Below are 6,084 nucleotides of genomic sequence, written 5' to 3'. Positions count from 1 at the left end.
AACAACCCACCCACAACCGGATGAGACGTGTCGTTCCACGACTCGAGCACCAAAGCACGCTCAGGCGCCGTCATGACCTCGACGTCACCGACCGCAGTGGACGGCGTTTCACCGATTTCTGTCAGCAGAGTCTCGAGGCGACCCAGCAGGGCCTGCGCGTACGACTCGTCGAAGAAGTCGGGTAGGTAACGAAGCGTCAGGTGCAGTTGATCGTCGAGACCGATCAGCAGTGTGAGCGGGTAGTTCGTGGAATCGTCGGAGGCGACATCGTCGATCACCATGCCGTCCAAGAACTCTGCTTGCGCTGCAAGACCGTCACGGTCGACCGGGTAGGACTCGAAGATCACCAGAGTGTCGAAGAGTCCGCCGACGCCCGCGGCGCTCTGCACATCGGTCAGGCCGAGGTAATGGTGATCGAGCAATCCCGCCTGTTCGATCTGAACCCGAGAGAGCAATGCCTCGACGGACTCGGCCAGATCCAGTTGGACACGCACGGGCAGCGTGTTGATGAACAGACCCACCATCTTCTCGACGCTGTCGAGTTGTGGCGGACGGCCGGAGACCGTGGCACCGAAGACAATGTCCTGGCGACCGGTCATGCGTCCCAGCAGAATTGCCCAGGCAGCCTGGACGATCGTGTTGGCGGTAACGCCGGTCCTCGATGCCAAACCGGTCAGTGTCGCGGTCACCGATTCGCTGAGCGAGATCTGCAACTTCTGCGACAGCGCACTGAATTCCTGACCAACGACGGTGGGAGCCAACAACGTCGGCTCTTCGACGCCGCCCAACGCTTTCGCCCAGGCATCCATGGACACACTGCGATCCTGCTGGACCAGCCACGCGAGGTAGTTCCGGTAGCTCAGTGACCGCGTCTGAGCGGGAATGTTCCCACGCATGGCGTAGTGGCCGAGGAGCGTCTGGAGCAGCAGCGGCATGGACCAGCCGTCGAGGATGATGTGGTGGTTTGCCACAACAAGGCGGTATTCGCTCGCCGCGATCTTGATCAGCGTGAACTTGATCAACGGCGGGTTCGACATGTCGAAGTGCGTGGCCTGGTCCTCGACAAGAATCCGATCCAACTCGCGGCGTCGTTCTTCGCTGTCAGCGATTGTGGTGAGATCCAGTTCGCGCCACGGCACGTCGATGTCACCGAGAACTACCTGGACCGGCGTACCCGTTCCGTCGACCACAAATGCGGTGCGCAGGTTCGGGTGACGATCGATGATGGCCTGTGCTGCGGCGTGGAGGCGATCCGCGTCGACGCGGCCGGACAGCGAGAGAACCATCTGCACGGAGTACAGGTCGACGGTGGACTCGGCCATGACAGCGTGGAACAGCAGACCCGACTGCAGCGGAGCCAGCGGCCAGACGTCCTGCACCGCGGGGAAACGCTGCTCGAACCCGTCGAGATCCTGCTGGGTCAGCGTTACCAGCGGCACGTCCGACGGCGTGAGTCCGCCTGCGCCGACGGCCTGTGCGTGCTGCGCCAGCGCTGTGAGTGCTCCGACCCACAGGTCGGCCAGGGCTTGCACCTCGGTGGCGCTCAGCAATCCGTTCGGGAAGGCAAACGACGCTTCGAGCACCGCGCCGTCAGGGCCGTCGTTGACGATGGCATTGATGTCGACAACCTTGTTGGCCGGCATGTCCGGGTCTTCCGGCGCAGCGACATCGGAGAAGTCGCGTGCCGGAATCCATCCGAGGCCTTGCGCTGCAGCCGGAATATCCTCCGCCACAATGCGACCCAGGTAGTTGAAGCTGACCTGCCCGCTGCTCAGCTTCGACAGCTCAGTGCAGGTGTCGTCGTTGACGTACCGCAGCAGTCCGTAGCCGACACCCTTGTCGGGAGCGGCGAGCAACTGCTCCTTGACTGCCTTGATCGCCGCTCCCGCAGCAACTCCGGCGTCGAAGGCGTCGTCGATGTCGATACCGGCAAGGTCGAGTGCGACGGGGAAGGCCGCCGTGAACCAGCCGACGGTGCGTGAGAGATCGGCACCCGGGACGACGCCCTCTTCGCGGCCGTGGCCCTCGAGCTGGAGCAGTGCCGCTTCGGTGTCGATGCCCCGCTCACGGCGCCAGCGCACCAGTGCCAGAGCAAGTCCGGCCAGCAAACCGTCGTTGGCTCCGCCGCGGAACACCTCGGGCAGAGTTGTCAGCAGGGTTTCAGTGACGCCTGTGGGCACCTCCACGCGCACACGCTCGACTGTTGCCGCAACGTCGACGGACGGATCGAACGCCCGCGAACCGAGAATCGGGTCTGGAGTCGACAGCGTCTTGCGCCAACGTGGCAGTTCTGCCAGTCGCTTGTCTGATCGTGATTCCGCAGCGAGCGAGTGCGCCCAGGTACGCATGGACGTGCCCGTCGGTTCGAGCACGGGTGCACTTCCGCCACTGCGCTGAGCCCACGCGGAAATCAAGTCCGGCACGATGATTCGCCAGGAGACGCCGTCGACGATCAGGTGATGCGCAGCCATGATCAATCGGCCGGTGCGTGTGTCACCGAAGTCGATCCACACGAACTGAGCCATGACACCGGCGGCCGGATCCAACCGGCCGAGAGCGTCGTCGAGAGCACCCGACGCGATGGCCGTCAGGTCTGCGCCCGAAATCGCGGGGTCCACCAGCACCCGTCGCACCAAAGAATCCACGTCGACGGTTCCGGGCGCGGACACAGCCATGCCCGGACCACGCTGATCATCGACCAGACGCGAACGGAACATGTCGTGGTGATTGATGACGGCAGCCAGTGTGTCGACAACACCGGTCCGGTCGATGCCGAGCGGCAACTCCAGCGTCAACAACTGGTTGAAACGCTGGAAGCTGCCGGGCCGTTCGAACATGAATCGCTTGATCGGCGTGAGCGGCATCCAACCGATGCCGCCGCCTTCGATCTCGGCGAGAACAGTGATCGCATCGGCGTCGGAGCCGAAGACGGCAACCTCTGCCAACTCAGCCACCGTCTTGTTCTCGAACACGTCCTTGGGCGTGAACAGAACACCGCGGGCCTTAGCCCGGGACACCAACTGGATCGACATGATCGAGTCTCCGCCCTGAGCGAAGAACGAATCGTCGGTACCGATCTGATCGAGGCCGAGAACGTCGGCAAAGACCTCGCTGAGGACGCGTTCCATCTCGGTCGTGGGAGCGCGGAACTCCTTGACCTCGAATACCGGCTCCGGCAGAGCCTTTCGGTCCAGCTTGCCGGCCGGGGTCAGCGGCATGTCGGTCAGAACCATGATCGACGCAGGCACCATGTGCGCCGGCAGAGTGCGTGAAACGAACTCACTCAGATCCGCCGAGCTGACAGCCGATTCCTTGCCGACAAACACGTACGACACCAGCGCCGGAGCACCGGACGTCAGCGTGGTGCCCATCGTCGCGGCGAACTCGACCTCCGAATGTGCCGTCAGTGCCGCGTCGATCTCACCGAGCTCGATACGGAACCCACGGATCTTCACCTGGAAGTCGTTGCGGCCCACGTACTCAACCTGGTATCGGTCAGTCCAACGCACAACATCACCGGTGCGGTACATGCGCTCACCGGACAGGCCGTGCGGGTTGGCAACAAAGCGATCCGCGCTCAATCCCGGGCGGCGATGGTATCCGCGGGTGACCTGGGGACCCGACAGGTACAGCTCACCGGCAACGCCAACCGGAACGGGCTGCAGACGTGTGTCGAGAACAAACGCGGCCATGTCGCCGATGGTTTCGCCGATGGTCATCCGGTCGCCCGGCATCAGCGGCACACTGACATTGGTGACGATAGTGGTCTCGGTGGGACCGTAGACATTGAGGAACGTACGTCGACGGTTCGGCTGATCCGCCCACTTGGCCATCAACTCCGGCGAGTACGCCTCACCGCCGACACCAACCACCTCAAGATCGTTCAGGCCAGACGGATCCATGGAAGCCAACGCCGCGGGCGTGATGAAGGCATGTGTGACGCGTTCGGACTTGAACAGCGCGGTCAATTCGTCGCCGCCGAAGATCGATGTCGGGACGATCACCATGGCAGCGCCTGTCGCGACAGCCAGGAACAGTTCGAGCATCGACGCGTCGAAACTCGGCGACGCGAAGTGCAGCGTGCGGGAGTTCGGCGTCACCAGGTAGTGCTGTGCCTGCGTTGCACTGAAGCTCGCGAGGCCTGCTCCCGTAGCAACAACACCCTTGGGCAAGCCTGTTGTGCCCGACGTGTAGATCACCCAGGCCGGATGCGCCGGAAGGACGGGGCGCACACGCTCATCTTCACGAATCGGTGAACTATCCTGCGCTGCCATCAATTCCGCGCAAGCAGCACTGTCGATCGCAAGCCACTCGACGGTGTCGGTAAGCCCTGCGAGTTCAGCTTCGAGAGTCAGACCGACCGAGACGCCCGAGTCGGAGACCATATGCGCGATGCGGTCAGCCGGGTAGTGCGGATCGATGGGAACAACGGCGGCACCTGTCTTGGATACCGCCCACACCAGCAGGACCGATTCGATGGAACGCGGAATCGACACTGCGACCAGGTCTTCGGCGCCCAGACCGCGAGCGATCAGGACGCGGGCGAGGCGCGACGACCACTCGTCGATCTCGGCGTACGTCATCGATCGATCCTCATAGCGGAGAGCTTCGTTGGAGGGATACAGCAACGCGGTCTCGGCCAGGATGTCGGCCAACGGCTTCGGCTCGATGCCCGAGGACGCTCGTTGACTGGTCAATTCGATACGCTCAGGCGCTTCGAGGATGTTGATGTCGCCGACAGCCTGCGTCGCATCCACGGCGACGGCCTCGAGAATCCTAGTCAACCGCTCGGCGAAGGAGACAACTGTCCCCTCGTCGAAGAGATCCGTCGCATAGGTGAAGGTCGCAGTCATGCCGTGACCATCGGCAGCTTCCACCAGGGTCAACTGAAGGTCGAACTTCGCTACAGTTTCCGCGATATCAAGTTCAGTGATATCGAGTCCCGGCAACGTCAGGTTATTCTGCCCCAGGTTCTGGAATGCCAAGGCAACCTGGAACAACGGGTTGTGAGCCTGCGAACGCACCGGATCGAGTACCTCGACCAGCCGCTCGAACGGCACGTCTGCGTGAGCGAAAGCCGCGAGATCACTCTCACGCGCCGAAGTAAGCAGATCGAGGAAACGCATCCCCGGATCGACGTCGGTACGCAGCACGAGCGTGTTGACGAACATGCCGATCAGATCGTCGAGCTGCGCTTCACCGCGACCGGCGACCGGGGTGCCAACTGCGATGTCGGTGGTGCCGGACAACCGGGCAAGAAGTGTTGCCAACGCCGAGTGCATCACCATGAACAGCGATGCCTGGTGCTCGCGACCCACAGCGGCCAGTCCGCGGTGAACATCCGCGGAAATCGGGAAGCTGTAGGTGGCTCCCCGGCCGGTGAACACGGCTGGACGCGCGCGGTCACTGGGCAAGGTGATCTGGTCCGGAACTCCGTCGAGAGCTTTGGCCCAGTAGCCGATCTGCTCTGCGAGTACGGATTCCGTGTCACCCTCGGAACCGAGAACCTCGCGCTGCCACAACGCGTAGTCGGCATACTGCACCGACAACGGCGCCCAGGTCGGGGCATGACCCTGTGAGCGGGCGTAGTACGCGGTCATCACGTCGCGGATCAACGGACCCATCGAGAAACCGTCGGTGGCGATGTGGTGAATCACTATCGCCAGTACAAACGAGTCCTCCGCGAGCTGGAAGAGCTTGGCCCGCAATGGAACCTCAACGGTGACGTCGAAGCCTGACGTGACGAAGTCCGTCACCGCCGCCACGATGTCGGATGCTTCGATTTGCACGGGAGCCAGATTCACCGGAACTGCCGCCACCGGCAAGATCCGCTGGTAGCCGGCACCGTCGACCTCGGGGTAGACCGTGCGCAGAACCTCGTGACGCTTCAACACGTCCACGACAGCGTCGTACAACGCCGCCTGATCCAACTCGCCAGTGAGAGTGATCGCCATCGGAATGTTGTTGGCTGCCGATTCGCGGTCCAATTGGTTGAGGAACCACATGCGCTGCTGCGCAAACGACAACGGCACCTGCGCCGGACGCACCTGCGCAGTCAACGCCGCACGCGAACCACCACCGACA

1 protein-coding gene is annotated in these 6,084 nt (G+C 63.0%); it reads right to left on the bottom strand.

Going from position 1 to position 6,084, the window contains the following annotated elements:
• A partial coding sequence (locus ABWI03_RS33900) for an amino acid adenylation domain-containing protein (RefSeq protein ID WP_353799060.1) occupies positions 1-6,084 on the bottom strand: 6,084 nt, incomplete at both ends.

It is taken from the genome of Rhodococcus baikonurensis (assembly GCF_040489275.1).
Classification (GTDB): domain Bacteria; phylum Actinomycetota; class Actinomycetes; order Mycobacteriales; family Mycobacteriaceae; genus Rhodococcus_F; species Rhodococcus_F baikonurensis.
This window is presented reverse-complemented; position numbering and strand designations above follow the sequence as displayed.